The following is a 26,148-nucleotide window of genomic DNA, read 5'->3' on the forward strand; positions in this document are numbered from 1 at the left end:
AGGCGGAAGAGAATCGGCTTCCCGCGCCACCTCGACACGGGACCGCTCCTGACGGCCGGGTCAGCCGTGCCACGGGCCGGAACCTCGGTGATTCGCGCGGTCACCGGTGCTCACCTCCCTTCGTAGCCGGGTCAGCCGTGCCGTCAGCCCGGCGATCAAGAACTCCAGCCCATCGCCCCGGGACAGGCAGGTCTCTACCAGTACCGCATGCGCGGCGAGCTCGCTCTCCGCGGCGAAGCCGGCCCGGTCCAGTTCCGCGACCACGGCCTCCACCAGCGGCGCGGCCGGCCCGCTGCCGGTGGCCACCGCCCGTCCGACGCCCGGGTACCGGGCGACCGTCTCGCGCATCCGGGCGGCGAGCAGGCGGATCCAGTCCGCCCACGCGCCGCCGTCGGGGAGGCTGATCGCGGCGCACACCTCCGCCACGACGGCCGCCTCCACGTCCGCCCGGTTGCCCACGTGGTAGCGGATCACGTTGGCCCGCGCGCCGACCGCGGCCGCGAGGTCGCGCATCGTCCAGCCGGACAGGCCCCGCCGCCGGGTCAGGTCCAGTGCGGCCGTGACGACCACCGAACGCGTGATCGGCGCGCGCTCACGGACGGGCGTCGACATCCCGGACCTCGATGCCGCTCTCGCTGTACCGGACCTCGATCTCCGCACCGCCGCGGGTGCGGAAATCGATGCGCGGGCGGAGCCGCGGGGGGCCGAACTCGAACTGGTGCCGCCCGCTGTGCCCGGCGGGGAACGCGCAGAGCGGCGGGTGCTCGGCGTCCGGGTCGAGAACCGCCTGCAGCAGCGCGGGGCCGCCCCGCCGCGGCGGCGGGATCAGGCACTGCGGCCGGATCACGACGTCCCGGCCGCGGTCGTCCCACAGCACCCAGTGGTGCTCGTCGCCGGCGATCTGCACCCGGGCGCAGTGCCGCCGGTCGGCGCCGCCGTGACCGGGTTCGAGGACGCACTCGGCGTCCATCCTCGGCACGAGCCGCGCGCCGGGCACGGCGGCCAGCTCGCGCAACGCCTCCTCCGGCAGGGTCGTGACCGCCCCGCAGACCCCGGGGCTCTCGTAGTGGCGCAACACGTCCTGCGTCGGCCGGAGCAGCCGCTGGTCCCGCAGGTCGGCCACGTGCAGACCGGCCCAGAGCCGCAGACCCGCGTGCTCCTGCTGCCCGGGCCGCCAGCGCACACGCCCCAGCTGCTCGGGGGCGACGAGCGCGAACCGGGCGATCCGGCGCAGGTCCCACAGGACGCTGGTGAGGACGGCGGGCCCCAGTTCGCGCCAGTCCCGCTCCACCCGCAGGTCCCGCACCACCACCGCGCGCGGCGGACCGGCGGTGACCTGGGCGTCCAGGGCGCCGGTCAACGTGGCGGTCGCGAGGTCGACGTGCTCGGACAGAAAGGCGCGCACCGCGTCGGCGAGACCGTTGAACAACGCGACGTCGATCTGCCCGAGTGTGCGCTCGGCGAGGTCCACGACGGCGTACTCCACGTGGCCCACCTCGTCCCCGAACGCCAGGCACGCGGACGAGGTCCACAGCTCGACGCAGTCGTCCAGCAGGGATGGTGTGGTCCACCAGTAGTAGCGACGGACGTGGCTGATCTCGAGTGCGACGAGGTCGCGCACGGAGTGGACGAAGCCCGATGTCACAGCAGGATCCCGTTCGACGAGGGGTCACGGCTGCCACACCCCATGATCGCGGGGACGGGCTCACCTCTTTCTATACCAGGACCGCCGCCCCCGCCAACACCCGTACGGGGCAGGTTCGCCCCGTAGTATCGATCGGCACTCGTCGTGGGTGTTGGGAGGTTCGGTGGTCGCCGAGGAGGAGTCGGCTGGGGTGCGTGCGCTGTGGCGTGCCCGGCGCGCGCCGGACGCCGCCGACGTGCTCGCCGCCGCCCGGCGCATTGCCGGGCACCTCAGCGACGGGCTGACCGGGCCGGGCACCCGCGCGGCGGCCAAGGGCGTCCGGTCCCTGCTCGGCGTGCCCGCCGCCGGCCTGGCCGACCTCTCCGGCGCCATCACCTGGGCCGGCCACCCCGCCGACGAGGACGCCGCCCGGGAACTCGTCTCCGCCGTCCTGCACAGTGAGACCCCAGGCGGGAAGGCGCCGCTGCGGGCGGTGCCCCTCGACGTCGACGACGAGCTGGCCGGCGTGCTCGTCGTCGAAGGCGAGGCGCCGCGCGGGGCCGTGCAGGAGGTCGCGAAACTCGTGTCCGCCGCGCTGGAGCGGGGCAAGCTGGAGGCCTCCGCCGAACGGGCCGCCCAGTCGGAACTGCGGGCGCTGCGCGCGGAGATCTCCCCGCACTTCGTCTACAACGCGCTCACCGTCATCGCCTCGCTGGTGCGCTCCGACCCGGACCGCTCCCGCGAGCTGATGCTCGACTTCGCCGACTACATCCGGCACAGTCTCGCCAAGCACGGCGAGTACACCGCGCTCGCGGACGAGTTCCACGCCATCGAGACCTACCTCGCGCTGCAGCGGGCCGTCCTCGGCGACCGGTTGCGCGTGCAGATCCGCGTCGCGCCGGACGTGCTCGCCGTGCCGGTGCCCTACCTGGTGCTGCAGCCGCTGGTCGAGAATGCCATCCGGCACGGGATCGAGCCGCTCGGCAGGCCCGGCACGGTGTCGGTGCGCGGCGAGGCGGAAGGGAACGACTGCGTGATCAGCGTGGAGGACGACGGCGTCGGCATGCCCCCCGCGGACGCCGAAGCGGTGCTCTCCGGCGACGGCGAGCGCGTCGGGCTGGCCAACGTCGACCGGCGCCTGCGCACCGTGTACGGCCCGTGGTACGGCCTGGTCGTGGAGACCGCGCCGGGCGCGGGCACGCGGGTCGTGGTGCGGGTGCCGATGTTCCAGCCCGGGGTGATCCTGCCGTGACCGGGCTGCGCGTGCTCGCGGTGGACGACGTCCCGCCCGCGCTCGAGGACATCTGCCAGCTGCTGCGGGAGGCCCCCGAGGTGGCGGAGGTGACCGGCGCCGGTGACGCGCTGACCGCGCTGCGGATGATCCAGAACGAGCGGTTCGACGCGGTGTTCCTGGACATCTCGATGCCCGGCCTGGACGGGCTGGAGCTGGCCGGGCTGCTGGCGAAGCTGAGCGAACCGCCGGTGATCGTGTTCGTCACCGCGCACGACGGCCACGCGGTGACCGCGTACGGCATCGGCGCGGTGGACTACCTGCTGAAACCGGTGCGCGCGGAACGGTTGTCGGCCGCGCTGGGGAAGGTGCTGCGGATGCTGCCCGCGGGCGCGGCGCGGTCCCCCGAGCTGGCCGACGCGCTGGACGCGCTGCCGGTGGAGTCGCGCGGGCGGACGCGGTACGTGCGGCGCAGCGAGGTGCTGTTCGTCGAGGCACACGGCGACTACGTCAAGCTGCACACCGGCGGCGGGGTGCACGTGGTGCGGATGCCGATCTCGCGGCTCGCCGAGTACTGGGAGGGCAGCGGGTTCGTGCGGGTGCACCGCGGGTTCCTGGTGGCGCTGGACGCGGTGCGCGAGCTGCGGAGTGATTCGGTGGGCGGGCTGCTGGCGCACACGGCGGCCGGGGACGTCCCGGTGAGCCGCCGGCACGCCCGTGAGCTGCGGGAACGCCTGTTGCGGGCAGCGCAGCGCAGCGAGCTGAACCAGCGGGGGCGTTGATGCCCAACCGCCGCGTCGCCGTGATGAGTCCGCAGACCCGGCTCGCCCATGCGCGCCGGCGGCAGCGGGGGCGTTGGCGGCTGCCCCGCCTCGAAGCCGCGGACGCCGAGCGCGCCCTGCGGAACTACCGCCGGCAACGCCGCCGCGCGGTCGCCGCTCTCCTGCTGCTGTTCGCGATCCTCGCCGGGCTGCCCGCCCTGTTCGCGCTCTGGCCCGCGCTCGACCACACGCGCCTCGGCGGGGTGCCGGTCTCCTGGCTGATCCTGGCGGTCGGGCCCTACCCGCTGCTCATCGTGCTCGGACACTGGCACCTCCGCCGCGCGGAACGGGCCGAGAGGCGCTGATGGTCGGCCTCTTCGCGGTCGCCCCGGTCGTCCTCGTCACGCTGCTCATCGGGCTGCGCGGGGTCGCCGCGATGCGCACCACCTCCGACTTCCTCGTCGCCTCCCGGCGGGTCACCCCGCTGCTCAACTCGGCCGCCGTGTCCGGCGAATACCTGTCCGCGGCCTCGTTCCTCGGCGTCGCCGGGCTCGTCGTCAAGGACGGTGTCGGCGCGCTCTGGTATCCGGTCGGCTTCACCGCCGGGTACATCGCCATGCTCGTCCTCGTCGCCGCGCCGATGCGCCGCTCCGGCGCGCTCACCGTGCCCGACTTCGCCGAAGCCCGCCTCGCCTCGCCCGCGCTGCGCCGGCTCGCCGCCGTCGTCGTGCTCGTCATCGGCGCGCTCTACCTCGTGCCCCAGTTCCGCACCTCCGGCCTGGTGCTGAGCGTGGTCAGCGGCACGCCCTACTGGGTCGGCGTCGTCCTCGCCGGGGCCGCCGTCGCCACCACGCTCGCGCTCGGCGGGATGCGTGCGGCGACCTACGTGCAGGCCTTCCAGTTCGTGCTGAAGGTCGTGCTGTTCGCCGTGCCCGCGCTGTGGCTGGCGATCACCGCCGGCGCCGCCGTCCGCGACGAGGCCCTGCACCCCGCCGAGTTCACCCAGCTGCGCCAGGACACCCACGTGGTCTTCCGCGTGGACGTCACCCTGGAGGCCCCCGAGCCCATCCAGGCCAGGGAACCCGACGGCACCCCGGTCACGCTCGCCACCGGCCCGCACACCTTCGCCGCCGGGGAGGAACTCGTCTTCCTCGCCGGGCAACCGGTCCCCCGGGTCCAGGGCGTCGCCGCGCCGGGCGCCCCGGGGTGGGAACGGCCGCTGCTCAACCTCAACAACGAAGGCCACCCGCTGCTGGGCACGCTCGCCGTGCTGGTCGCGATCGTGCTGGGCACCATGGGCCTGCCGCACGTGATCATGCGCTTCCACACCAGTCCGGACGGCCGGGCCGCCCGGCGCACCGCCGCCCTGACCGTGGCCCTGCTGTCCGCGTTCTACGTCTTCCCCGGCGTCTACGGCGTGCTCGGCCGGGTCCTGGTGCCGCACCTGTACCTGTCCGGCGCCACCGACACCGCGGTCGTCGCGCTGCCGCTGCAGGTCGACACCGGCTGGGCGGGCACGCTGTTCACCGGGCTGCTCACCGCGGGCGCGTTCGCCGCGTTCCTCGCCACCTCGCTCGGCCTGCTGCTGGCGGTGTCCGGCGCGATCGCGCACGACCTCGCGCCGGGCGGGCTGGCCCGGCTGCGCGGCACCGTGGTCGCCGCCGCGGCCGCGGTGGTGCTGCTCGCGTTGTTCGCCGTGCACCTGGACGCGGGCGTGCTCGTCACGTGGGGGTTCACCGTGGCGGCGTCGACGTTCTGCCCGCTGCTCGTCCTCGGGATCTGGTGGCCGCGGCTGACGGCGCGCGGCGCGATCGCCGGAGTGCTCACCGGGCTGCTCGCCTCCTCCGGCGCGATCCTCGCGACGATGGCCGGGGCCGAGGTGGACGGCGTGCTCGCGATCCTGCTCGCCCAGCCCGCGCCCTGGTCGGTTCCGCTGGCTTTCGGCACCATGGTGGTGGTGTCCCTGCGTGGACGGCCGCCGGCCTGGGCGATCACCGCCATGTTGCGGCTGCACCTGGACGAGAACCCGCCGCGGCAGGCCGCGCCGCGCCGCCGTTCGACCGGTTTCCGCTACCGCTCGTCGACCGTTCGTCGCGCCCGCTGACGGTTGGTCGTCACGGCGCGGCACCACTCGTGGTGACCTCCTAACGTGTCCGCCACCACACGACAAGGAGGTCTCCAGTGGCGGCCACTGAGCACGATCTCGGCCACGAGGAGTGGACGCGCGTCCACTCCAGCCCCGAATTCGCGCAGTTGCGCCGAAGGCTGCGGGGCTTCGTCTTCCCGATGACCGCGTTGTTCCTGGGCTGGTACCTGCTCTACGTCCTGCTCGCCGACTACGCGCACGGGTTCATGTCGATCAAGCTGGTCGGCAACTTCAACGTCGGGCTGCTGCTGGGATTGCTGCAGTTCGTGTCCACGTTCCTGATCACCGGTCTGTACGTCCGCTTCGCGAACCGGAAGCTGGACCCGATCGCCGACCGCATCCGTGACGAAGTCGAGGGAGGCGCGCGATGACCCTCGCCGCGGGAGTCGCGGGCAGCAGCCCCGCGCTCAACATCAGCATCTTCGGCCTGTTCGTGGTCGTCACCCTGGTGATCGTGCTGCGCGCGAGCCGGAACACGAAGACCGCGTCGGACTACTACGCGGCCGGGCGGGCGTTCACCGGTCCGCAGAACGGCGTCGCGATCGCCGGTGACTACCTGTCGGCCGCGTCGTTCCTCGGCATCGCCGGTGCCATCGCGGTCTACGGCTACGACGGGTTCCTGTACTCGATCGGCTTCCTGGTGGCGTGGCTGGTCGCGCTGCTGCTGGTCGCCGAGCTGTTGCGGAACACCGGCAAGTTCACCATGGGTGACGTGCTGGCGTTCCGGATGCGGCAGCGGCCGGTGCGCGCGGCGGCGGCGACGTCCACGCTCGCGGTGAGCTTCTTCTACCTGCTGGCGCAGATGGCCGGCGCCGGTGTGCTGGTTTCGTTGCTGCTGGGCGTGTCCAGCGGGATCGGGCAGTCGGTGGTCATCGCGGTCGTCGGCGTCGTGATGATCATCTACGTGCTGGTCGGCGGCATGAAGGGCACGACCTGGGTGCAGATCATCAAGGCGGTCCTGCTGATCGCGGGTGCCGCGCTGATGACCGTGTGGGTGCTGGCCAAGTACGGGCTCAACCTGTCGGCGCTGCTGCAGGGCGCGGTCGACCGGTCCAACGAAGCGGTGCTGAACCCGGGTGCGCGCTACGGCGCCACCGAAACGTCCAAAATCGACTTCCTGTCGCTGGGCCTGGCGCTGGTGCTGGGCACCGCCGGGCTGCCGCACGTGCTGATGCGGTTCTACACCGTGCCCACCGCGAAGGAAGCACGCCGCTCGGTGGTGTGGGCGATCGCGTTGATCGGCCTGTTCTACCTGTTCACGCTGGTGCTGGGCTACGGCGCGAACGCGCTCGTCGGCGCGGACGCGATCCGGAGGGCCCCGGGGTCGGAGAACGCGGCGGCCCCGCTGCTGGCGCTGGAGCTGGGCGGCCCGGTGCTGCTCGGGTTCATCGCCGCGGTCGCGTTCGCGACGATCCTCGCCGTGGTGGCCGGCCTGACGATCACCGCGTCGGCGTCGTTCGCGCACGACATCTACGCCAACGTGATCAAGAAGGGCCAGGTGGACACGAAGAACGGTGAGGTGCGGGTCGCCCGGATCACCGCGGTGGTGATCGGCGCGGTCGCGATCGTCGGCGGCATCCTGGCGAAGAACCAGAACGTCGCGTTCCTGGTGGCGCTGGCGTTCGCGGTGGCGGCGTCGGCGAACCTGCCGACGATCCTGTACTCGCTGTTCTGGAAGCGGTTCAACACCTCGGGTGCGCTGTGGAGCATCTACGGCGGCCTGGCGATCACGATCACGCTGATCGTGTTCTCGCCCGCCGTGTCCGGGACGCCGAAGTCGATGCTGCCCAACGCCGACTTCGACTGGTTCCCGCTGCAGAACCCGGGCCTGGTGTCGATCCCGGCGTCGTTCCTGCTCGGCATCATCGGCACGCTGCTGTCGAAGGAGCACGACGAGCGCAAGCACGCGGAGATGGAGGTCCGCTCGCTGACCGGCGCCGGCGCCGAGAAGGCGACGGCGCACTAGCGGCCGCGCCTCGCCCGAGCCCCCGGCACCCCTGCCCTGGTGCCGGGGGCTCGTTCACGCCGAGGCACCACGGCCAACAAAACCAGGCCCGACGCGCCCCGCCGCCGGCCTTCGCGCCGCCGCGGTTCGCGCCCAGCAGCCCGGCCGGCCGCAAACCAGAAACACACGCCGAGGCGCCGCCCCCTCTTCCGAGCGCCGGGGGCCTCCCGCATCCCGGGGGCCGTTCATGCCGGCGCCCGGCTGCCACCCATCCCCCGCGGTGGTGGGCGCCGACTCCGTGCCGAACCGAACGCGGGTTGCGCGCGCCGCCGCGGTTCGGACTCAGCACCCCCGGCCGGCCGCAAACCAGAAACACACGCCGACGCGCCGCCCCCTCTCCCGAGCGCCGGGGGCCTCCCGCATCCCGGGGGCCGTTCATGCCGGCGCCCGGCTGCCACCCATCCCCCGCGGTGGTGGGCGCCGGCTCCGCGCCGGGGCATCATCCCGCCGCGAACCGAACGCGGGTTGCGCGCGCCGCCGCGGTTCGGACTCAGCACCCCCGGCCGGCCGCGAATCAGAAACTCACGCCGACGCGCCGTCCACCAGCGCGATTCCCAGCGGGGTCAGTGAATGACGCACCGTGTTGCGGTTGCGGTGGCTGGCTATCAGGCCCGCCGCGCGCAGCACCGACATGTGCTTGCTCGCCGCGGATGGGGTCACGCCCAGGCGCGCCGCCAGGTCCGACGTACTGCAGCCCGCGGCCGCCAGGGTCATCGCCGCCGCGCGGGTTGGGCCCAGCAGCGCGGCGAGGGCCCGCGGGGTGGCGTGCGGGGCGCGGCGGACGCGCGGGTCCTCCGCCAGGGCGGGGTATCCAAGGCGCACCGGGCCGGCCGAACCGGGCACGAGCCACGGCTGCACCGCGAAGTACGTGGGCACCAGCAGCACCCCGGCCGTCCGCCGTGGTGCGCCCGGGCTCGCCACACCGGTCACCAGGTACGGCGGCTCCCACCGCAGCACCGGGCGCAGCGCGGCCAGCAGCCCGTCCACCCCGCCGTCGGCCAGCGCCTGGATGCGCGCCTGCCGGTCCAACTCGACCCGGGCTCGCACGCTGTCCCAGTGCGGCGCCAGCGCGGCCATGAAGTACTCCCGCAACGCCTGCACCAGCCGCGACAACGCGGCGTCCGCGCCGGACCGCAGCGCCGCGGCCCACGGCGGCAGGCCGCGCGGCTCCGGCAGCCCCGCCAGCGCGGTCCGCACCCGGTCCGGCGGCGTCTCCAGCACCGCGGCGAGCCCGGACGCCAGGTCACCGCCTGCGGGCAGCAGGAACTCCGGCACCTCCCCCGAGCCGTAGAGCCACCGCAGCACCGGGAACGACTCCGGCAGCCGCCCGCGGACCCGGCGGCGCCACCAGCCGAACGCCACCTCGTCGTCGTCCCGCAGCAGCCGCACGCTGCTCGCCAGCTCCCAGCACGGATCGGCCACGTTGCACAGCCCGACGCGGGTCAGATCGCGCGACTTCAGCTCCAGGCGCACCGGCGATCCTTTCCGCGACGAACGTCAGCACTGGGGAGATCGTTCGCGATGCCGGTCCGTTACACCGCTGAACAGCGTTGTTGAGCGGCCAGGAAATGTGGTCGACGCCGGAGCGCCCGCGTGGGGAAGATCCAGTCTCCGGGGTGCGGCCGGAGGATTCCGCGCCCCGTCACGGAATGGGGAATTCATGAGAAGACTCAAGCGGCCGTTCGCGGCCGCGGCGCTGCTGGCCGGCCTGCTTTCGCTGTTCGTCGCGCCCAGCGCGGGCGCCGCCCAGCAGAACGGCGAGCCGGTCACGTCGCTGGACGGGCTGGTGCTTCGTCCGGCGCACCCGAACCAGGTCAAGGGCGGCATCACCACGATGGCCGACGAGCAGGCCTACCTGCTCGGCCCGGCCTCGGACCCGACGCGCTGCCTCGACGCCGACCTCAACACCATCAACCGCAACGGCACCAAGGTGCAGCTGTGGGCCTGCGACGAGTACGCGGCCCAGCAGGGCTGGTACATCCGGCAGATCCCCGAGGGCTACTACCGGCTCCAGAACGCCTACAGCGGCCGGTACCTCGACGCCGACCTGAACACGATCAACCGCAACGGCACCGTCGTCCAGCTGTGGGACTACGTCCCGGGCGCGAAGAACCAGTGGTTCGCGGTCAGCGAGATCCCCGAGGGCTACCTGCGGCTGCAGAACGTGCACAGCGGCCGGTACCTCGACGCGGACCTGAACACCAGCAACCGCAACGGCACCGTCGTGCAGCTGTGGCAGTACGTGGCGGGCGCGAAGAACCAGTGGTGGTTCTGACGGCCTGACGAGTGCCGGGCGCCGCACCGGCGCCCGGCACTCACCGGGTCAGAGCACCTTGTCCAGCGTGATCGGCAGGTCGCGCACCCGCCGCCCGGTCGCGTGGCGGACCGCGTTCGCGACCGCCGCGGCGACCCCGGTGATGCCGACCTCACCCGCGCCGACGACGCCCAGCGGCATCGTCGGATCCGGGTCGTCCAGCATGGTCACGTCGATGCGCGGGATGTCGGCGTGCACGGGCACGTGGTACTCGGCGAGGCTGGGGTTCATGATCCGCCCGGTGCGCGGGTCGACCAGGGTTTCCTCGGACAACGCCATCCCGATGCCCATCACGATCCCGCCGCGCAGCTGGCTCGCCGCGGTCTTCGCGTTGACCACCGTGCCGATGTCGAACACCCCGAGCCAGCGCGAGATCCGCACCTCACCGGTGTCCGGGTCCACCCGCACCTCGCAGAACTGCGCCCCGGACGCGGCCCGCACCAGCCGCCGGTCACGCAGGAACCGGCCCATGAACCGGGCCTGCCCGGCGATCCGGCCGAGCCGGGTGTCCGAGCCGACGGACACCTCCACGTGCGGCACCCCAGTCCGGCGCACGGCCGCCACCAGGTCGTCCCCGGACCTCGTCCGCAGCCGCCGCTTCAGCTTCTCCGCCGCTTCGACCACACTGGCCGCCACGCTCGCGGTCTGCGTCGAACCGCCCGCGGTGGACGCCATCGGCAAGGCCGAGTCGCCGTACTCCACGCGCACCGCGTCCACCGGCACCCCGAGCGCGTTCGCGGTGATCTGCGCCTGGGCGGTCGCCGCGCCCATGCCCATCTCCTGGAAGCCGCAGCGCAGCAGCACCGTGCCGTCGGCCGAGAGCCGCAACGTGACGTTGGCGGGGAAGAGCCACGCCGGGTGGTAGGCGGTGGCCACGCCCATGCCGACGAGCCACCGGCCGTCGCGCATCGAGCCCGGCTCCGGGGGCCGGTCCCGCCAGCCGAACCGCCGCGCGCCCAGCTCGTAGGCCTCGCGCAGCCTGCGGTGCGTGAACTCCTTGCCGTCCAGCGGGTTGCGCTCCGGCTCGTTGCGCAGGCGCAGCTCGATCGGGTCCACGCCCAGCTCGACGGCCAGTTCGTCGATCGCCGACTCGACGGCGAACGTGCCGATCGACTCGCCGGGCGCCCGCATCGCCGTGTTCGGCACCAGGTCCAGCTCGACCGTGCTCGCCTGGACCAGGATGTGCTCCGCGGCGTAGAGGTGCCGCGACTGCGAGGTGACCTGCTCGGGCATGCCGCCGACGCGCCCGGTCCGGCTCACGCTCGTGTGGATCAGCGCGGTCAGCCTGCCGTCGTGGTCCGCGCCGAGCGCGACGCGCTGGATCGACGGCGTCCGGCCGCCGACCGTGCGGTACACACCTTCCCGGGTCAGCGCGAGCCGCACCGGCCGTCCGGTCGCGCGGGCGGCCAGCGCGGCGAGGATCGTGCCCGGCCAGACCATGCCCTTGCCGCCGAAACCGTCGGCGACGAACGGCGCGATCACCCGGACGTTGCCGACGGGAACGCCGAAGCGGATCGCGAGGTGCGTGCGGCACCAGTCGATGGACTGGGTCGCGTCGTGCACGGTCAGCCGGTCGCCGTCCCACTCCGCGATGGTCGCGTGCGGTTCGATCGCGTTGTGGTGGTGCGGCGGCGTGGTGTACCGGTGGTCCACGGTCACCGCCGCCGCGGCGAACGCCTTCTCCGCGTCGCCCTTCTTCGCCTCGCCCGGGGAGACCGGGTTGTTCGGCTGCTTCTTCGCGTGCGGCGCCGCCGCGGCGAAGTCCACTGTGGATGGTGAAGGAGCGTACTCGGCCCGCACCAGCGACGCCGCTTCCTTCGCCGCGGCCGAGGTCTCCGCGACCACGACGGCGATCGGCTGCCCGTCGAAGTGCACCTCGTCGGTCTGCAGGTAGTTCACCGAGGTGCCGGAGGCGAGCGTGCTGAGGTTGAGCGGGTTCACCTTCGGCGCCGGCTTCAGCGGGGGCGCGTCGTGGTGGGTCAGCACCGCGATCACGCCGGGTACGGCGCCGGCCGCCGTGGTGTCGAGGCGGGTGACGCGGCCGCGGCTGATCGTGGCGTGCACGAGCGCGGCGTGGGTGAGGCCGGGGCGGCGGTGCTCGGCCGCGAACCGGGCCGCTCCGGTGGTCTTGGCCGGGCCGTCGCGGCGGTCCAGCGGGGCGCCGATCACGCTCATGCCGCACCTCCGCCGGTCGCCAGCTGACGCAGGGTCGCCACGATCGTGCGGGTGGCCAGGCCGACCTTGAACGCGTTGGCCTCGCGGGTCACCGCGGGCGCGAGTTCCGCTTCGGCGGCTCGCCGGAAGGTCTCGTCGGTCGCCGGCTCGCCGATCAGCAGGCGTTCGGTCTCGGCCGCGCGCCAGGGTTTCGTGGCGACACCGCCCAGCGCCACCCGCGCCTCGGCGATCTCCCCGCCCTCGACGCGCAACGCGGCGGCGACCGAGACGAGGGCGAAGGCGTAGGAGGCGCGGTCGCGGACCTTGCGGTACCGGGAGTTCGCGGCCACCGGCACCGGCGGCAGCTCGACGGCGGTGATCAGCTCGTCGGGCGCCACAGTGGTTTCCAGGTGCGGGGTGTCGCCGGGTGTGCGGTGGAAGTCACCGATCGGGATCCGCCGGGTCCCGCGAGTGCTCTCGACCTCGACGACGGCGTCCAGCATCACCAGCGCGACGGCCAGGTCGGACGGGTGGGTGGCGATGCAGGAGTCGCTCACGCCCAGGACGGCGCCGGCACGGGCGAACCCGTCGAGCGCGCCGCATCCGCTGCCCGGAGTGCGCTTGTTGCACGGCGCGGCGTCGTCGTAGAAGTACAGGCAGCGGGTGCGCTGCATCAGGTTGCCGCCGACGGTGGCCATGTTCCGCAGCTGGGCCGACGCGCCGTGCAGGATCGCGTGGGCCAGCACCGGGTACCGCGCGCGGATCACCGGGTGCGCGGCGAGGCGGCTGTTCCGCACGAGCGCGCCGACGCGGACCCCGCCGCCGGGCAGTTCCTCGACGCCGGTCAGCGGCAACCGGCTGACGTCGACCACGGTGCCCGGCCGCTCGATGCCCTCCCGCATCAGATCGACGAGGTTCGTGCCGCCGCCCAGGAACTTCGCGTCGCCCCCGGCGACGGCCGCGAGCGCGGACGGCACGTCCGGGGCGCTGACGTAGGTGAACGATCTCATTCCGCGACCTCCCGGATGGCCTCGACGATGCCGTTGTAGGCGCCGCAGCGGCACAGGTTGCCGCTCATGCGCTCGCGGATCTCCTCGTCGCTCAGCTCGGGGGAGGTGGTCAGGTGCTCGGTGACCGCGCTCGGCGCGCCCTCCTTGTGCTCGGCGAGCATGCCCACCGCGGAGCACAACTGGCCCGGCGTGCAGTAGCCGCACTGCAGGCCGTCCGCGCGGACGAACGCCTCCTGCAGCGGGTGGCCGAGGCCCTCGACCGTGGTGATCTCCCGCCCGTCGTACTGCACCGCCAGGGCGAGGCAGGAGTTGATGCGGTCGCCGTCGGCCAGCACGGTGCACGCGCCGCACGCGCCCTGGTCGCAGCCCTTCTTCGTGCCCGTCAGGCCCAGCTCCTCGCGCAGCGCGTCGAGCAGGCTCACCTGGGGCTGGACGTCCAGCCGTTGCGCGGACCCGTTGACCCGCAGTGACACCTCGACCATGTCGGCTCCTCCCGGTTTGTTCAGAAGCTAGCAGGACGCCGTCCTCTTAACAAGAGAACGGCGTTCTCTAATCGGGGGTCGTAGACTGATCCGGCGATGTCGAAAGAGTTCCTCCGCGCGCGGCGCCCGGAGCACAAGCAGCAGCGACGCGAGGCGATCCTCGCGGCGGCGCGGGAGCTCGCGCTCACGTCGGGTGTGCGGAACGTGAGCCTGGGCGGTGTGGCGGCCGCGGTCGGGCTCGCGAAGTCGAACCTGGCGCGGTACTTCACCACCCGTGAGGAGATCTACCTGGAGCTCGCGCGCCAGGAGTTCGACGCCTGGGAGACGGCGGTCCTGGCACGCATCACCGAGGCGTCCTCGCCCGATGCGGTGTTCGACGCCCTGGTCGACACACTCGAAGAGCGCCCGCTGTTCTGCGACCTGCTCTCCCACAGCTCGACGACGCTGGAGCACAACGTCACGGTCGAGGCGGCGCGCGCCTTCAAGCTCCGGACGGCGGAGGCGCTGGCGAAGGTGGCGTCGGCCGTCGCACGGGCCCGCCCGGACCTGACCGAGGAGGAGGCACGCGAACTGGTCGCCGCGGCGGCCGGGTTCGCCGCGCTGCTGTACCCGGCCGCGAACCCACCACCGGTGATGGCGAAGCTCTACGCGGAGGACCCGGTGATCGCCGCGCTGTGCATCAAGTTCGCCCCCACGGCAAAACGCATGCTGCGCGCACTGGCCGCAGGCCTACCAACACTGCGCCAACCCCACGACTAAAAACGCCCACAACCGCCGCCCGGCAACGCAACGCACCAACCCCCACGAGCCACCCCTCTCCCGCAACCCGATCCCCAGCCACATCGGTTGCCGAGCAGCGGGGTCAAGGTACTCTTTCCAGCCTTGACGCCGCTTCTCGGCAACCGAACACTGAAAGATCGGGTTCGGGAGGGGCAATCCGGGCGTAGCGAAGCGAAGCCGGCGCTTTTCAAATACGCGCGTAGCGCAAGAAACCCGCGTAGCGCCCCCTACAACCCCGGAGCAGCAGCCCCGAACCCCCCGTACTTGCCAGCCTTCGCACGCTTCCGCACCTCATCGAAGTGCCGATGCACAGCCTCCTCGGCAGCATCCGCATCCCCAGCCACCAGGGCATCCACGATCGCCTGATGCCGCTTCGCCGTCGAAACCGCCGACCCCGCCGGCCCGCCCAGCTCGGACTCCGCCGCCCGGTACACGTCCCAGAACAACCGCGTCAGCTCACGAGCGAGATCGAACCCCGCCTCCGCGCAGATCAGGTCGTGGAACTCGCGGTCGGCGGCCGCGCCGTCCGGTCCCTTGCTCCGCATCCGCGTCACGCACTCGCGCAGCGCGGAGATCAGCTCCGGCCGGTGCCGCCGGGCCACCCGGCGGGTCAGCTCGGTCTCCAGCATCTCCCGCACCTCGAGCAGGTCCCGCAGCCGGCCCGTGGTGCCGGCGCCCGGGGTGCGGGTGCGGAACAGCAGCCACGTGCGCAGCGCCTCGGACCCGGCGGACCCGACGAACGTGCCGTACCCGTGCCGCACCTCGACGATCCCCAGCGCCCGCAGCGCGCGGATGGCCTCCCGGATGGAATTGCGGCTCACCCCGATGTCGGCCATCAGGTCCAGTTCGGTGGGCATGGGCGAGCCGGGCGGGAGGTCCCGCTCGATGATCAGGTCGATGATCCGTTTGCTGATCTCGTCGCCGAGCTGAGGGCGTGCCACGTCCAACTCCCCGCCTCTGACCGCCGAATTTCCGGACATCCTACGTCAGACCCCTTGACCACGGGTCGCGCCGCTGTTTACTCTCACCCGGTCGATGGACGTCCTACGTCCTACTTCCTGCTCCGGCCTGATCAACGACGCACAAGTCAGGAGACGTCATGTCGCACAGCTTGTCCGGTCTCAGCCGCCGCGATTTCCTGCGGTACACCGGACTGGCCGGCACGGCCGCGGCCTTCTCGGTCACCCTGGGGGCCTGTGGCGGACCGGCATCCACCAACAGCACCGGCAGCTCCACCGGCACGCTCACCGCCGTCATCGGCTACGGCAACAACCAGACCTGGGACCCGCTGCAGACCGCGTCGGCGTTTTCGATGGCCGCCAACCTGCACTGCTACGAATCGCTGGTCGAGGGCGACCCGATCACCCGCGACCCGTTCCCCGGCCTGGCCAAGGCGCTGCCGTCCGACCTCACCGGCACCAGCCTGGAGTTCGAGCTGCGCGACGGCGCCAAGTGGCACGACGGCACCCCGGTGACCGCCGACGACGTCGTCTTCACCTACGCCCGCGTGCTGGACCCCAACGAGAAGGTGCTGGTCCACAGCTTCTTCGCGGACTGGCTGGCCGAGGTGCGCAAGACCGGCGAGAACTCCGTGGAGTTCGTGCTCAAGCACCCGTTCCCGTACGCCCTCAAGCGCATCCAGACCGCCAAGATCTGCCCCAAGCACGTCTTCGAGGGCAAGTGGAAGGACGCCGCGGGCGGCAAGGTCGTCGGCTCCGGCCCGTACAAGGTCGTCGAGCAGGCCCCGCTCTCCTACACCCGCTTCGAGAAGTTCGCCGAGTACAACGGTCCGCGCCCGGCGGCATACCAGTCGATGCTGTGGAAGTCGATCGTGGACGCCGCGCCGCGCGTCGCGGCCATCTCCGGGGCCAACCCGGAGGCGCAGATCGTGGACAACATCCCGCCCGCCAACGCCGACCAGCTGCGCAGGTCCGGCCGCACGGTCGAGTTCGCCGACGGCGGCAACAACCTGTTCCTGATGTTCAACACCGCCCACGCTCCGTTCGACGACAAACTCGTGCGGCAGGCCCTGCACTACGCCATCGACAAGCAGAAGATGATCCAGATCGGCCTGCAGGGCGCGGGAACCGCGGCGACCTCGTTCATCAACCCGAAGCTGCCCGCCTCCCAGCCCGCGGCCAACGACTTCGCCTACAACCCGGACAAGGCCAGGCAACTGCTGCGGCAGGCCGGGGTCACGAACCTGGCGATCACCCTGTCCACCACGAACACCTCGCTGGTCACCGACTGCGTCAAGGTCATCAAGGAGGGCTGGGACGCGATCGGCGTGACCACCACGCTGGACTCGCAGGACACCAAGGCGCTGTTCTCCAAACTGGACAGCGGCAAGGACTTCGAGGTCGTCGCCACCACGAACAACCCGCTGCAGTTCGGCAACGACCCGGACCTGCTGACGCGCTACTACTACGACAAGACGTCGGTGCTGATGACCACCTACGCCCGCTGGACCGGCCCGGAGTCGCAGGCCCTGCTGGACTTGCAGAACCAGGCCGCCGGGGAGAACGACGAGACCCGCCGCAACCAGCTCACCAAGCAGCTGCTCGACATGATCTCCGACCAGGCGGTCATCTACCCGGTGGTGTTCACCCAGCTCGGCACCGCGTGGAACGCGCAGAAGATCACCGGGGTGCGGGCGCAGGGCTACCCGGGCATCTACCTCAACCAGGCCAAGCCGGCCTGAGCGGGGAGCACTGCCATGGCCGTCGTCGTGCGGATGCTGCTCGCCCGCATCCTCGCCCTGATCCCGCTGGTGCTCGGGGTGGTCCTGTTCGTCTTCATCGTCATGCAGTTCTCCCCGGTGGACACCGCGGTGGCCGCGCTCGGCGACGCCAACCCCACGCCGGAGCAGCTCCAGCAGTTCCGCCAGGAGAACGGCCTGCTCGACCCGCTGCCGGTGCAGTACGTGCACTTCGTGTGGAACCTGCTGCAGGGCGACTTCGGCACGAGCGTGATCACGCGGGAGCCGGTCGGGCAGGTCATCGCCACCGCGCTGCCGCTGACCGTGCAGCTCACCCTGCTGGGACTGCTGCTCGCGATCGTCGCCGGGCTCGTGCTCGGCGTGACCTCGGCGCTGTTCCGCGACCGCTGGCCGGACCAGCTGATCCGGATCGTCACGCTGGCCGGCGTCGCCGCGCCCGCGTTCTGGATCGCGGTGCTGCTGGTCCAGTGGCTCGCGGTGGGCGAGGGCCTGTTCCCCACCAGCGGGTACGTCAGCCCGGCCGACTCGGTCGGTGGCTGGCTCAACTCGCTGACCCTGCCGGCGATCTCGCTCGCGCTGCCGGTGGCCGCGCAGCTGACGCGCATCATCCGCACCTCGATGGTCGAGGAGCTGGACAAGGACTACGTCCGCACCGCACGCGGCGGCGGGCTGCCGCCGGTGGTGGTCGTGGGCCGCAACGTGCTGCGCAACGCGCTGATCAACCCCCTCACCGTGCTCGGCCTGCGGGTCGGCTACCTGCTGGGCGGCGCCGTCGTGATCGAGACGATGTTCGCGCTGCCCGGGATGGGACAGAACATGATCCAGGCCGTCAAGGACGGCGACACCGCGAAGGTCCAGGGCTTCGTGATCACCATCGCGGTCGGGTTCGTCCTGGTCAACCTGATCGTCGACGTGCTGTACCTGATCGTGAACCCGCGCCTGCGGAGCCGGTCGTGATGCGCCAGCTGTACCGGCCCGGGCTCACCAAGCGCCTGTCCCGGCCCGGCATCCGGTTCCGCCGGCTCAACACGGCGTCGTGGATCGCGGTGTCGGTGCTGGCCGTGCTCGCGCTGGTGGCTCTCGTCGGCCCGCTGCTGGTCAAGGACCCCTACGCGCTGGGCACGGAGGTCACCGGGCCGAACGGCGCGCACTGGTTCGGCACCGACCAGTCCGGCCGGGACATCTTCTCCCGGGTGGTGCACGGCGCCCGCTGGTCGCTGGCGATCGGGCTCGGGGCCGCCGCGATCGCGCTGGTCGCCGGTGCGGCGATCGGCGCGCTGGCGGCCACCTCCCGGCGCGGGGTGGATTCGGTGATCATGCGCGTGCTCGACGTGCTGATGGCCTTCCCCGGCATCGCGCTGGCGGCCGTGCTGGTCGCCGTGTTCGGCCGCGGCATCGGGGTGCTGATCCTGGCGATCGCGTTCGTCAACGTGCCGCCGGTCGCGCGCGTGGTGCGGGCGAACGTGCTGGCGCAGTACAGCGAGGACTACGTCGCCGCCGAGCGCATCATCGGTGCGCGCCGGTTCTTCATCCTGGTCAAGCACGTGGCGGTGAACTGCGCCGCGCCGATCCTGGTGTTCTGCACGGTGATGGTGGCCGACGCGATCGTGTTCGAGGCGTCGTTGTCGTTCATCGGCGCCGGGATCCAGCCGCCCGACCCGTCGTGGGGCTCGGTGCTCGCCGACGGCAAGGACATGGTGCTCAACGGCGGCTGGTGGGCCACGTTGTTCCCCGGTCTGCTGATCCTGTTCACGGTGCTGGCGCTGAACGTGCTGTCGGAAGGCATCTCGGACGCGTGGGCGGCGCCCTCGGCCCGCACCGCGAAGGCGGCGGAGGTCGCCAAGGCGGTCGTCGCCGAGGAGGCGGCCGAGAACGTCGCGCCGGTGCTGCCCATCCGGGGCCTGCGCGAGGTGGGCGAGCGGCTGTCCCGCCGATCGCGCCCCCTCGACGGCCGCGAGCCGCTGCTGTCGGTGGAGGGGCTGACGATCTCCTTCCCGGAGCGGCACAACGGCGTCCACGTGGTCGACGACGTGTCGTTCACCGTGCGGCCGGGTGAGGTGCTGGGCCTGATCGGCGAGTCGGGGTGCGGCAAGTCGCTGACCGCGCTGTCGATCGTCGGCCTGCAGCCGCGGACCGCGCGGTTGTCCGGCCGGATCCGCTTCGAGGGCGCGGACCTGCTGACCGTGACACCGGCCGCGCGGCGGCGCCACCTCGGGCACGACATCGCGATGATCTACCAGGACGCGCTCAGCTCGCTGAACCCGGCGATGACGATCCACGCGCAGCTCAAGCAGTTCACCCGCCGCGGCGGCACGCGCACCCCGCGCGAGCTGGTGGAGCTGGTCAACCTGGACCCGGACCGCACGCTGCGGGCGTATCCGCACGAGCTGTCCGGCGGGCAGCGGCAGCGGGTGCTGATCGCGATGGCGTTGTCCCGCAGCCCGAAGCTGATCGTGGCCGACGAGCCGACCACCGCGCTGGACGTGACCGTGCAGGCGCAGGTCATCGCGTTGCTGCTGCGGTTGCAGGAGGAACTGGGCTTCGCGCTGGTGCTGGTGTCGCACGACCTCGCGCTGGTGTCGGACGTGGCCGACCGGGTGGTCGTCATGTACGGCGGTCAGGTCGCCGAGGCCGGCACGACCGCGCAGGTCGTCGGCGCGCCACGGCACCACTACACACGCGGACTGCTCAGCGCGGTGCTGTCGCTGGAGGAGAACGACGCCCGGCTCACCCAGATCAAGGGCGTCGTCCCGGCCCCCGCGGACTTCGCGCCGGGTTGCCGGTTCTCCGACCGCTGCCCGGCCGCGCGAGCGCACTGCCGCACCGAGGCGCCGGTGGTCGCGGGCACCGGGATGGACCACCTCGTCGCGTGCCACCACCCCGCCGAGCCCATCGCGGAACCGGAGGTCCTGGTGAAGGGAGCGCCGGCATGAGCCTGCTGGAACTCGACGGCGTGCACGTGGTGCACAAGATCCGCTCGTCCGGCCTGTTCGGGCACGACTCGGTGCACGCCCTGACCGACGCGACGCTGACCGTCCGCCCCGGCGAGACGATCGGCGTGGTCGGCGAGTCCGGGTGCGGCAAGACGACGCTGGCGAAGGTGGTCGTCGGGCTGCAGAAACCCACCCGGGGCGTGGTGCGCTACCGCGGGAAACCGGTGTCGGACCAGCGCGAGTTCGGCCGCGACATCGGCATGATCTTCCAGGACCCGTCGACCGCGCTGAACCGGCGGATGTCGATCGCCCGGATCGTGCGCGACCCGCTGGACGTGCACCGCGTCGGCACCCCGGCGCAGCGGGCCGAGCGGGTGCGGGAGCTGATGGAGCTGGTCGGCCTGCCGCCCAGCGTCGCGGACGCGGTGCCCGGCCAGCTCTCCGGCGGGCAGCGGCAGCGCGTGGCCATCGCCCGCGCCCTCGCGCTGGAACCGTCGCTGCTGGTCGCCGACGAGCCGACCTCCGCGCTGGACGTGTCGGTGCGCGCGCAGATCCTCAACCTGCTGCTCGACCTGCGCGAACGGCTGGGGCTGGCGATGATCTTCGTGTCGCACGACATCCAGACCGTGCGGAAGATGAGCGACCGCATCGTCACGATGTACCTGGGCCGCATCGTCGAGGACGCCCCGGCGGCGGCGATCCCGGGCGACGCGCACCACCCGTACACGCGGGCGTTGTTCTCCGCCACCCCCAGCCTGCTGAACCCGATCGAACCGATCGTCCTGACCGGGCCGGTGCCGTCCGCGGTCAACCCGCCGAGCGGGTGCGCCTTCCGCACCCGCTGTCCGAAAGCGACGGACGAGTGCGCCACCGCGGTGCCCCCGGCCGCCGACGCCGGCGACGGGCACACCTACCACTGCATCCACCCCGAGATCGAAGTGAGCGTGCGATGACTCGATTCACCGGCATCATCCCCCCGCTGTGCACCCCGTTCCGGGACGACTTCACGATCGACGTGGACTCGCTGCGCCGGCACCTGGACGTCCAGCTGGACGCGGGCGTGCACGGGGTGTTCGTGCTGGGCTCGTCCAGCGAGGTGGCGTTCCTGCCGGACCGGCAGCGGCGGGTGGTGATCGAGACGACGGTGGAGCACGTCGGCGGCCGCGTCCCGGTGCTGGCCGGGTGCATCGACATGACGACACTGCGGGTGGCCGAGCACATCCGGGTCGCCGAAGAAGCGGGCGCGGACGCGCTGGTCATCACCGCGCCCTACTACACCCGCACCCACACCGCCGAGATCGAGCAGCACTTCCGGCTGCTGCACGAGCGGGCCTCGCTGCCGATCTTCGCCTACGACATCCCGGTCGCGGTGCACTCGAAGCTGGACCGGGACATGGTGCTGCGGCTGGCCGCGGACGGGGTGCTGGCCGGGCTCAAGGACTCCAGCGGTGACGAGGCCGGGTTCGGCGCGCTGCTGCTGGACCGCCGGGAGCGCGGGCTGTCGGAGTTCGCCGTGTTCACCGGTTCGGAGCTGGTGGTGGACCTCGCGCTGCAGATGGGCGCGGACGGCGCGGTGCCCGGACTGGCCAATGTGGACCCGGCGGGGTACGTGACGATCTGGGACCGGTTCCGGGCGGGCGATTTCGCCGCGGCCCGGCGCGAACAGGACCGGCTGATGCGGCTGTACGACATCACGTGCGCCGCCCCGCCGGAGCGGATGGGCCGCGGCTCGGCCGGGCTGGGCGCGTTCAAGGCGGCGATGAAGATGCGCGGGTTCATCGACAACTCGGTGATGGCGCCGCCGCAGCTGCCGCTCAACGACGAGGAGCTGTTGCGCATCAAGGGCGCGCTGACCGAGGCGGGCCTGCTGTGATCGACTACGGCGCGGACTACAACCCCGAGCACTGGAGCGAAGACGTCTGGGACGAGGACGTCAAGCTGATGACCGAGGCCGGGGTCACGCTGGTCACGCTGGGCGTGTTCTCCTGGGCCAAGGTCGAGCCGCGGCCGGGTGAGTACGACTTCGGCTGGGTCGACGCGGTGATGGACAAGCTCGCGGCCGCCGGCATCAAGGTGGCGCTGGCGACGATGACCGCGTCGCCGCCACCGTGGCTGACCCACCGCCACCCCGAGGTGCTGCCGGTGCGCGAGGACGGAACCCGCCTCTCCCCCGGTTCGCGGCAGCAGTTCTGCCCGTCCAGCCCGGTCTTCCGGGAGCACGCGGCACGGCTGGTGGAGCAGCTGGCGAACCGCTACGGCGACCACCCGGCGCTGCACATCTGGCACGTCGGCAACGAGTACGGCTGCCACATCCGGGCCTGCTACTGCGACACCTCCGCCGAGGACTTCCGGTCCTGGCTGCGCGACCGGTACGGCTCGGTGGAGGCGCTGAACGCGGCGTGGTCGACCACCTTCTGGTCGCAGGGCTACTCGGACTGGGCGGAGATCCAGCCGCCGCGGGTGGCGCCGTCGTTCCGCAACCCCGCCCAGCAGCTGGACTACCAGCGGTTCTCCTCGGACGCGTCGCTGGCCTGCTACCGGGTGGAGGCCGACGTCCTGCGCCGGGTGAGGCCGGACGTCCCCCTGACCACGAACTTCGTCGGGCTGGTGCAGAAGGCGCTGGACTGGCACGCGTGGGAGCTGCACGAGGACGTCGTGTCGCTGGACTCCTACCCCGAGCCCTACGACCCGCGCGGGCACGTCGAGGCGGCGTTCGGGTACGACGTGGTCCGGTCGCTCAAGGGCGGGCAGCCGTGGATGCTGCTGGAACACGCACCGAGCGCGGTGAACTGGCGCACGCACAACGGCGCCAAGGCCCCCGGCGTGATGCGGCAGGGCGTGCTGCAGGCGGTGGCGCGGGGGGCGGACGGCGCGATGTTCTTCCAGTGGCGGCAGAGCCGCGGTGGCGCGGAGAAGTTCCACTCGGCGATGGTGCCGCACGCCGGTGCGGGCACCCGCGTGTTCGCCGAGGCCCGCGCGCTCGGGCAGGACCTGGCGGCGCTGGCCGACGTGGCGGGCACCCGCGTGCGGTCGGACGTGGCGTTCCTGCACGACTGGAACAGCTGGTGGGCGCTGGAGCTGGACGCGCACCCGTCGGCCGACGTCACCCAGCTCGACGCGCACCTGGCGCACTACGCGCCGTTCTTCGACGCCGGCATCTCCTGCGACGTGGTGCGACCGGACCGCCTGGCCGGGTACCGGCTGGTCGTGGTGCCGAACCTGTACCTGCTCGACCCGGAGACCGCCGACGGGCTGCGGCGGTACGTCGAGGGCGGCGGGCACCTGGTGGTGTCGTTCTTCTCCGGCATCGTCGACTCCTGCGACCGGGCCCACCTCGGCGGCTACCCGGTGGCGCCGCTGCGGGAGGCGCTCGGGGTGTCGGTGGAGGAGTTCTGGCCGCTGGCACCGGGCATCTCGGTTCCGCTGAGTCCGGAGTGGACCGGGAGCCTGTGGTCGGAGGCCGTTTCGCTGGCGGGCGCGGAAGCCGTCGCGACTTTCGGTGACGGTGACCTCGCGGGCTTCCCCGCGGTGACCCGCCACGCCTACGGCAGGGGCGTCGCCTGGTACCTCGGCACCCGGCTCGCCCCGGCCGGGATGCGCGCGCTGGTCGACCGGGCCGCCGCGGAAGCGGGCGTGGCACCGGTCCTGCCCGGCCTGCCCGCCGGGGTCCAGGCCGTGCGCCGCGAGGGCCCCGGCCGGAAGTTCCTGTTCCTGCTCAACCACAACACGGAAGCGGTCGCGGTGGACGCCGGAGTCCCGGCGCCCGACCTGCTCACCGATTCGCCGCCCGCGACCCGGCACACGCTGCCACCGCGGGGCGTCGCTGTCCTCCGGATCGACTAACCGAAGGGAAGGCACATGAGATCGTTCGCAGCGTGGCGCGCGGTCCCGCTCCTCGTGGCGGTACTGCTCGCCGGTCTGCTCGGCGGCGGGGGCCCGGCCTCCGCCGACACCGCCAGACCGGGATTCGACCAGCAGGCGCTGTTCAACCCCAAGCAGGAGCAGGGCTACTTCTGCTTCCGCATCCCGGCCATCGTCAAGAGCACCAAGGGCACCCTCCTCGCGTTCGCCGAGGGCCGGGTCAACGACTGCGGCGACGCCGGTGACATCGACCTCGTCCTCAAGCGCTCCACCGACGGCGGCCGGACCTGGTCGCCGCTGGAGGTCATCAACTCCGGGGACGGCGACACCCACGGCAACCCGGTGCCGATCGTCGACCAGATCACCGGCCGGATCGTGCTGATCTCCACCTACAACGCGGGCCACACCGGCGGCAAGAACTGCGAGATGCCGTGCTTGCGGACCCCGCACGCGCAGTACAGCGACGACGACGGGCGCACCTGGTCCACCCCGGTGAACATCAGCGCCCAGGCGAGCAGGCCGGAGTGGAACGCCTGGTACGCCTCCGGTCCGGTGCACGGCATCCAGCTCACCAAGGGGCCGCACCGCGGGCGCCTGGTGTTCGGCGTGAACGCCGAAACCGCCGTGGGCGCCGACCCGGTGGCCAACCACGGCGCGCTCGTCTACAGCGACGACCACGGCCAGACCTGGCGCATCGGTGCGGTGGACACCTATTCGTTCCCGGCGAAGAGCCCCTACCCGCAGCGGCCCCAGGAGATCAGCGTCGTCGAGCTGGCCGACGGGTCGATCTACGCCGGCGGGCGCGAGCAGGGCGGTACCGACATCGGCAACCGCGACTACGCGATCAGCCGCGACGGCGGGGAGACGTTCAGCCAGCCGTTCCGGACGATTCCCGACCTGGTCACGCCGATCGTGCAGGGCTCGCTGCTGCGGCTGGACCGGCCGGGACCGGACCGGATCCTGTTCGCGTCGCCGTCGGACACCGACCGGCGGCGGTGGATGATGATCCGCTCGTCCTACGACGGCGGCCGGAGCTGGGAGAACGCCGAGCAGGGCACGCGGGTGACCGACGAGTGGTCCGGGTACTCGGACATGGTCCAGATCAGCGGGCGGTACGCGCGGACCACCGAGATCGGCCTGATGTACGAGGGCGGCCCGGTCGACGCGCGCGACGAGATCCGCTTCGCCCGCTTCACCGAGGACGTGCTGGGCTGGCGCAACTCGCCCGGCCCGACGACGCGGGACGTGTCCGGGGAGCGGTCGGACGCCTACCTGATCGGCGGCCCGGTTCCGGTGCCCGGCCGCTACGGTGACGCGCTCGACCTGGACGGGGTGGACGACTTCGTCCGCGTGCCCTACGACAGCTCCCAGGTCGTCGGCGCCGAGGACTTCACCTGGACCGGCTGGGTGCGGTACGGCGCGTCGACCGCCAACCAGGTGTTCTTCTGGATGGGCGGCATGGGTTCGACCGCGCCGCAGATCTGGCTGCGCGGCGAGCCCGGGGCGAACCGCCTGATCGCCTCGATGACGACCGCGGCCGGCTCCAAGCAGATCACGTCGGCGGGTGCGTTCAACGACCAGCAGTGGCACCACGTGGCGCTGCAGCGCACCGGCGGACAGCTGGTGTTGTGGGTGGACGGCGTGCAGGTGGCGGCCGGGCCGGCCGCGGCCGGATCGGTGACCGAGCGCGTGTCGTTCCAGTTCTGGCTGGGCCGCCGCCTCGACGGAGGCATGGGACTGGACGGCGCCCTGGACGACGTCCGGCTCTACCGCAAGGCGCTGTCACCGTCCGAACTGACCGCGGTACGCACCGAAAACGCCCCAGTGAGGGACACCCTGGTGCTGCGGCTGCCGTTCTGAGCCGCGGAGTCCCGGCCCCGTACTCGCGGGGCCGGGACTTCAGTGCGCGTCCAGCGTGGCGGTCGCCGCCTGCTGCCGCGGCGTGACCGGTCCGGCCGCGCCGTCGTCGGGGTGGCCGAGCAGGACCGCACCGTCCGGCGCGAGGACCCGCGTCGCCTCGCGGCCCTCCAGGATGAGAGGACGAGCCGCGGGAGCTGATCGAGGCCATCCCGCGGGTGGCCGGGTCGGTCACCCGCGAAGGCCGCGGCGTGCGGGTCCATGCGCTGCT

22 protein-coding genes are annotated in these 26,148 nt (G+C 72.3%); 15 read left to right on the forward strand and 7 right to left on the reverse strand.

Annotated features, from left to right (window positions below; all coding sequences use genetic code 11):
• Positions 1-60: 60 nt before the first annotated feature.
• Positions 61-612, reverse strand: a complete 552-nt coding sequence (locus tag D0D15_RS09295; protein ID WP_115944369.1) for a TetR/AcrR family transcriptional regulator — start codon at positions 610-612, stop codon at positions 61-63.
• Positions 593-1,621: a hypothetical protein gene (locus D0D15_RS09300; protein ID WP_143266152.1), complete on the reverse strand. Its 1,029-nt coding sequence runs from the start codon at positions 1,619-1,621 to the stop codon at positions 593-595. The genes D0D15_RS09295 and D0D15_RS09300 overlap by 20 nt, the downstream gene beginning before the upstream one ends.
• A 187-nt stretch (positions 1,622-1,808) precedes the next feature.
• Between D0D15_RS09300 and D0D15_RS09305 the strand changes: the two genes are divergently transcribed.
• The 6 genes from D0D15_RS09305 (at position 1,809) to D0D15_RS09330 (ending at position 7,728) form a co-directional block, all read left to right on the forward strand.
• On the forward strand, positions 1,809-2,876 hold the full coding sequence (locus D0D15_RS09305) for a sensor histidine kinase (protein WP_094004139.1): 1,068 nt from the start codon (positions 1,809-1,811) through the stop codon (positions 2,874-2,876).
• On the forward strand, positions 2,873-3,637 hold the full coding sequence (locus tag D0D15_RS09310) for a LytR/AlgR family response regulator transcription factor (RefSeq protein WP_115944370.1): 765 nt from the start codon (positions 2,873-2,875) through the stop codon (positions 3,635-3,637). Before D0D15_RS09305 ends, D0D15_RS09310 begins: the two co-directional genes overlap by 4 nt.
• A complete protein-coding gene (locus D0D15_RS09315; protein WP_094004137.1) occupies positions 3,637-3,981 on the forward strand; it encodes a hypothetical protein in 345 nt (114 codons plus the stop codon). Before D0D15_RS09310 ends, D0D15_RS09315 begins: the two co-directional genes overlap by 1 nt.
• Positions 3,981-5,720, forward strand: coding sequence for a sodium/solute symporter (locus tag D0D15_RS09320; RefSeq protein ID WP_094004136.1), 1,740 nt, complete (start codon positions 3,981-3,983; stop codon positions 5,718-5,720). Before D0D15_RS09315 ends, D0D15_RS09320 begins: the two co-directional genes overlap by 1 nt.
• Positions 5,721-5,797: 77 nt before the next feature.
• Entirely contained in the window at positions 5,798-6,133 is a 336-nt protein-coding gene (locus D0D15_RS09325) for a DUF485 domain-containing protein (RefSeq protein WP_094004135.1), read from the forward strand.
• A complete protein-coding gene (locus D0D15_RS09330; RefSeq protein ID WP_094004134.1) occupies positions 6,130-7,728 on the forward strand; it encodes a solute symporter family protein in 1,599 nt (532 codons plus the stop codon). The genes D0D15_RS09325 and D0D15_RS09330 overlap by 4 nt, the downstream gene beginning before the upstream one ends.
• 561 nt (positions 7,729-8,289) lie before the next feature.
• On the opposite strand, the gene D0D15_RS09335 is transcribed toward D0D15_RS09330, so the two are convergent.
• On the reverse strand, positions 8,290-9,240 hold the full coding sequence (locus D0D15_RS09335; RefSeq protein WP_115944371.1) for an ArsR/SmtB family transcription factor: 951 nt from the start codon (positions 9,238-9,240) through the stop codon (positions 8,290-8,292).
• Positions 9,241-9,427: 187 nt separating this feature from the next.
• Between D0D15_RS09335 and D0D15_RS09340 the strand changes: the two genes are divergently transcribed.
• Positions 9,428-10,042 (forward strand): RICIN domain-containing protein, encoded by a 615-nt coding sequence (locus D0D15_RS09340; RefSeq protein WP_094004132.1) that lies wholly within the window; start codon positions 9,428-9,430, stop codon positions 10,040-10,042.
• A gap of 48 nt (positions 10,043-10,090) precedes the next feature.
• On the opposite strand, the gene D0D15_RS09345 is transcribed toward D0D15_RS09340, so the two are convergent.
• The 3 genes from D0D15_RS09345 to D0D15_RS09355 are packed head-to-tail and all read right to left on the reverse strand — an operon-like array spanning position 10,091 to position 13,727.
• Complete coding sequence (locus D0D15_RS09345; protein ID WP_115944372.1) at positions 10,091-12,256, reverse strand: xanthine dehydrogenase family protein molybdopterin-binding subunit; 2,166 nt, start codon at positions 12,254-12,256, stop codon at positions 10,091-10,093.
• A complete protein-coding gene (locus tag D0D15_RS09350; RefSeq protein ID WP_094004130.1) occupies positions 12,253-13,245 on the reverse strand; it encodes an FAD binding domain-containing protein in 993 nt (330 codons plus the stop codon). The genes D0D15_RS09345 and D0D15_RS09350 overlap by 4 nt, the downstream gene beginning before the upstream one ends.
• Positions 13,242-13,727 (reverse strand): 2Fe-2S iron-sulfur cluster-binding protein, encoded by a 486-nt coding sequence (locus D0D15_RS09355; protein ID WP_094004129.1) that lies wholly within the window; start codon positions 13,725-13,727, stop codon positions 13,242-13,244. Before D0D15_RS09355 ends, D0D15_RS09350 begins: the two co-directional genes overlap by 4 nt.
• 96 nt (positions 13,728-13,823) lie before the next feature.
• Between D0D15_RS09355 and D0D15_RS09360 the strand changes: the two genes are divergently transcribed.
• Positions 13,824-14,486: a TetR/AcrR family transcriptional regulator gene (locus D0D15_RS09360; RefSeq protein WP_094004128.1), complete on the forward strand. Its 663-nt coding sequence runs from the start codon at positions 13,824-13,826 to the stop codon at positions 14,484-14,486.
• Between the two features lie 248 nt (positions 14,487-14,734).
• Here the strand turns inward: D0D15_RS09360 and D0D15_RS09365 are convergent, their stop codons facing one another.
• Positions 14,735-15,448, reverse strand: coding sequence for a FadR/GntR family transcriptional regulator (locus tag D0D15_RS09365; protein WP_094004171.1), 714 nt, complete (start codon positions 15,446-15,448; stop codon positions 14,735-14,737).
• 158 nt (positions 15,449-15,606) lie between these two features.
• Here D0D15_RS09365 and D0D15_RS09370 point away from each other — a divergent pair, with 158 nt between their 5' ends.
• Genes D0D15_RS09370 through D0D15_RS09400 form a run of 7 tightly spaced genes read left to right on the forward strand, consistent with a single transcriptional unit; the run spans position 15,607 to position 25,880 of the window.
• Positions 15,607-17,208: an ABC transporter substrate-binding protein gene (locus tag D0D15_RS09370; RefSeq protein WP_094004127.1), complete on the forward strand. Its 1,602-nt coding sequence runs from the start codon at positions 15,607-15,609 to the stop codon at positions 17,206-17,208.
• Between the two features lie 15 nt (positions 17,209-17,223).
• Positions 17,224-18,183, forward strand: coding sequence for an ABC transporter permease (locus tag D0D15_RS09375; protein WP_094004126.1), 960 nt, complete (start codon positions 17,224-17,226; stop codon positions 18,181-18,183).
• Positions 18,183-20,159, forward strand: coding sequence for a dipeptide/oligopeptide/nickel ABC transporter permease/ATP-binding protein (locus D0D15_RS09380; protein WP_094004170.1), 1,977 nt, complete (start codon positions 18,183-18,185; stop codon positions 20,157-20,159). The genes D0D15_RS09375 and D0D15_RS09380 overlap by 1 nt, the downstream gene beginning before the upstream one ends.
• Positions 20,156-21,112 carry an oligopeptide/dipeptide ABC transporter ATP-binding protein gene (locus D0D15_RS09385; protein WP_094004125.1) on the forward strand — a complete coding sequence of 319 codons (957 nt, stop codon included), beginning with the start codon at positions 20,156-20,158 and terminating at the stop codon, positions 21,110-21,112. Before D0D15_RS09380 ends, D0D15_RS09385 begins: the two co-directional genes overlap by 4 nt.
• The gene (locus tag D0D15_RS09390) at positions 21,109-22,032 is read left to right on the forward strand and encodes a dihydrodipicolinate synthase family protein (protein ID WP_094004124.1); all 924 of its coding nucleotides are present in this window, start codon (positions 21,109-21,111) and stop codon (positions 22,030-22,032) included. The genes D0D15_RS09385 and D0D15_RS09390 overlap by 4 nt, the downstream gene beginning before the upstream one ends.
• A complete protein-coding gene (locus D0D15_RS09395) occupies positions 22,029-24,002 on the forward strand; it encodes a beta-galactosidase (RefSeq protein WP_115944373.1) in 1,974 nt (657 codons plus the stop codon). Before D0D15_RS09390 ends, D0D15_RS09395 begins: the two co-directional genes overlap by 4 nt.
• A 15-nt stretch (positions 24,003-24,017) precedes the next feature.
• Positions 24,018-25,880 carry a sialidase family protein gene (locus D0D15_RS09400; RefSeq protein WP_094004122.1) on the forward strand — a complete coding sequence of 621 codons (1,863 nt, stop codon included), beginning with the start codon at positions 24,018-24,020 and terminating at the stop codon, positions 25,878-25,880.
• The last annotated feature ends 268 nt before the right edge of the window (positions 25,881-26,148 follow it).

It is taken from the genome of Amycolatopsis thermalba (assembly GCF_003385215.1).
Classification (GTDB): domain Bacteria; phylum Actinomycetota; class Actinomycetes; order Mycobacteriales; family Pseudonocardiaceae; genus Amycolatopsis_E; species Amycolatopsis_E thermalba.